General features: G+C 71.1%; 1 protein-coding gene. It reads left to right on the plus strand.

The annotated features are described in order from the left end of the window. Positions 1–658: condensation domain-containing protein (locus NKJ23_RS34540; RefSeq protein WP_352685200.1), on the plus strand; the 658-nt coding region annotated here is incomplete at both ends.

Here is a 658-nt window from a genome sequence, read left to right on the forward strand (position 1 = left end):
CGCATCGACCTTGGCCGGGCGCCGCTGTTGCGGTTTGTGATCGCGCGCGAGCCCGGCAGCGGGCGCTGGCTGCTGCTGGAGCTGCAGCACCATCTGATCGGCGATCACACGACGCTGGAGGTGATGCATGCCGAGGTGCGGGTCGTGCTGGAAGGACGCGCCCATGAGCTGGCAGCGCCGCAGCCGTTCCGCAAGCTGGTGGCGCAGGCGCGGCTGGGGGTTGATGCCAAGGCGCATGAAGAGTTCTTCCAGGAACAGTTGGCCGACATCGACGAGCCGACCATGCCGTTCGGGCTGAGCGAGGTGCGCGGCGACGGCAGCGGGGTCGGCGAGGCGCGGCGGATGCTGCCGCAGGCGCTCAACGATCGGCTGCGGCAACAGGCGCGGCGGCTGGGGGTGAGCCTGGCCAGCCTTTGCCATCTGGCCTGGGGTCAGGTGATGGCGCGCAGCAGCGGCCGAGAGCAGGTGGTGTTCGGCACGGTGCTGTTCGGCCGCATGCATGCCGGTGCCGGGGCCGACCGGGCGCTGGGCCTGTTCATCAACACCCTGCCTGTGCGGCTTGACCTCGACGGGACCGGGGTCGCGGCGAGCGTGCGGACCACGCATGCGCGGCTTTCCGAGCTGCTGGCGCACGAGCATGCCTCGCTGGCGCTGGCGC

The organism is Mesorhizobium sp. M0184 (assembly GCF_040322215.1).
GTDB lineage: Bacteria > Pseudomonadota > Alphaproteobacteria > Rhizobiales > Rhizobiaceae > Mesorhizobium.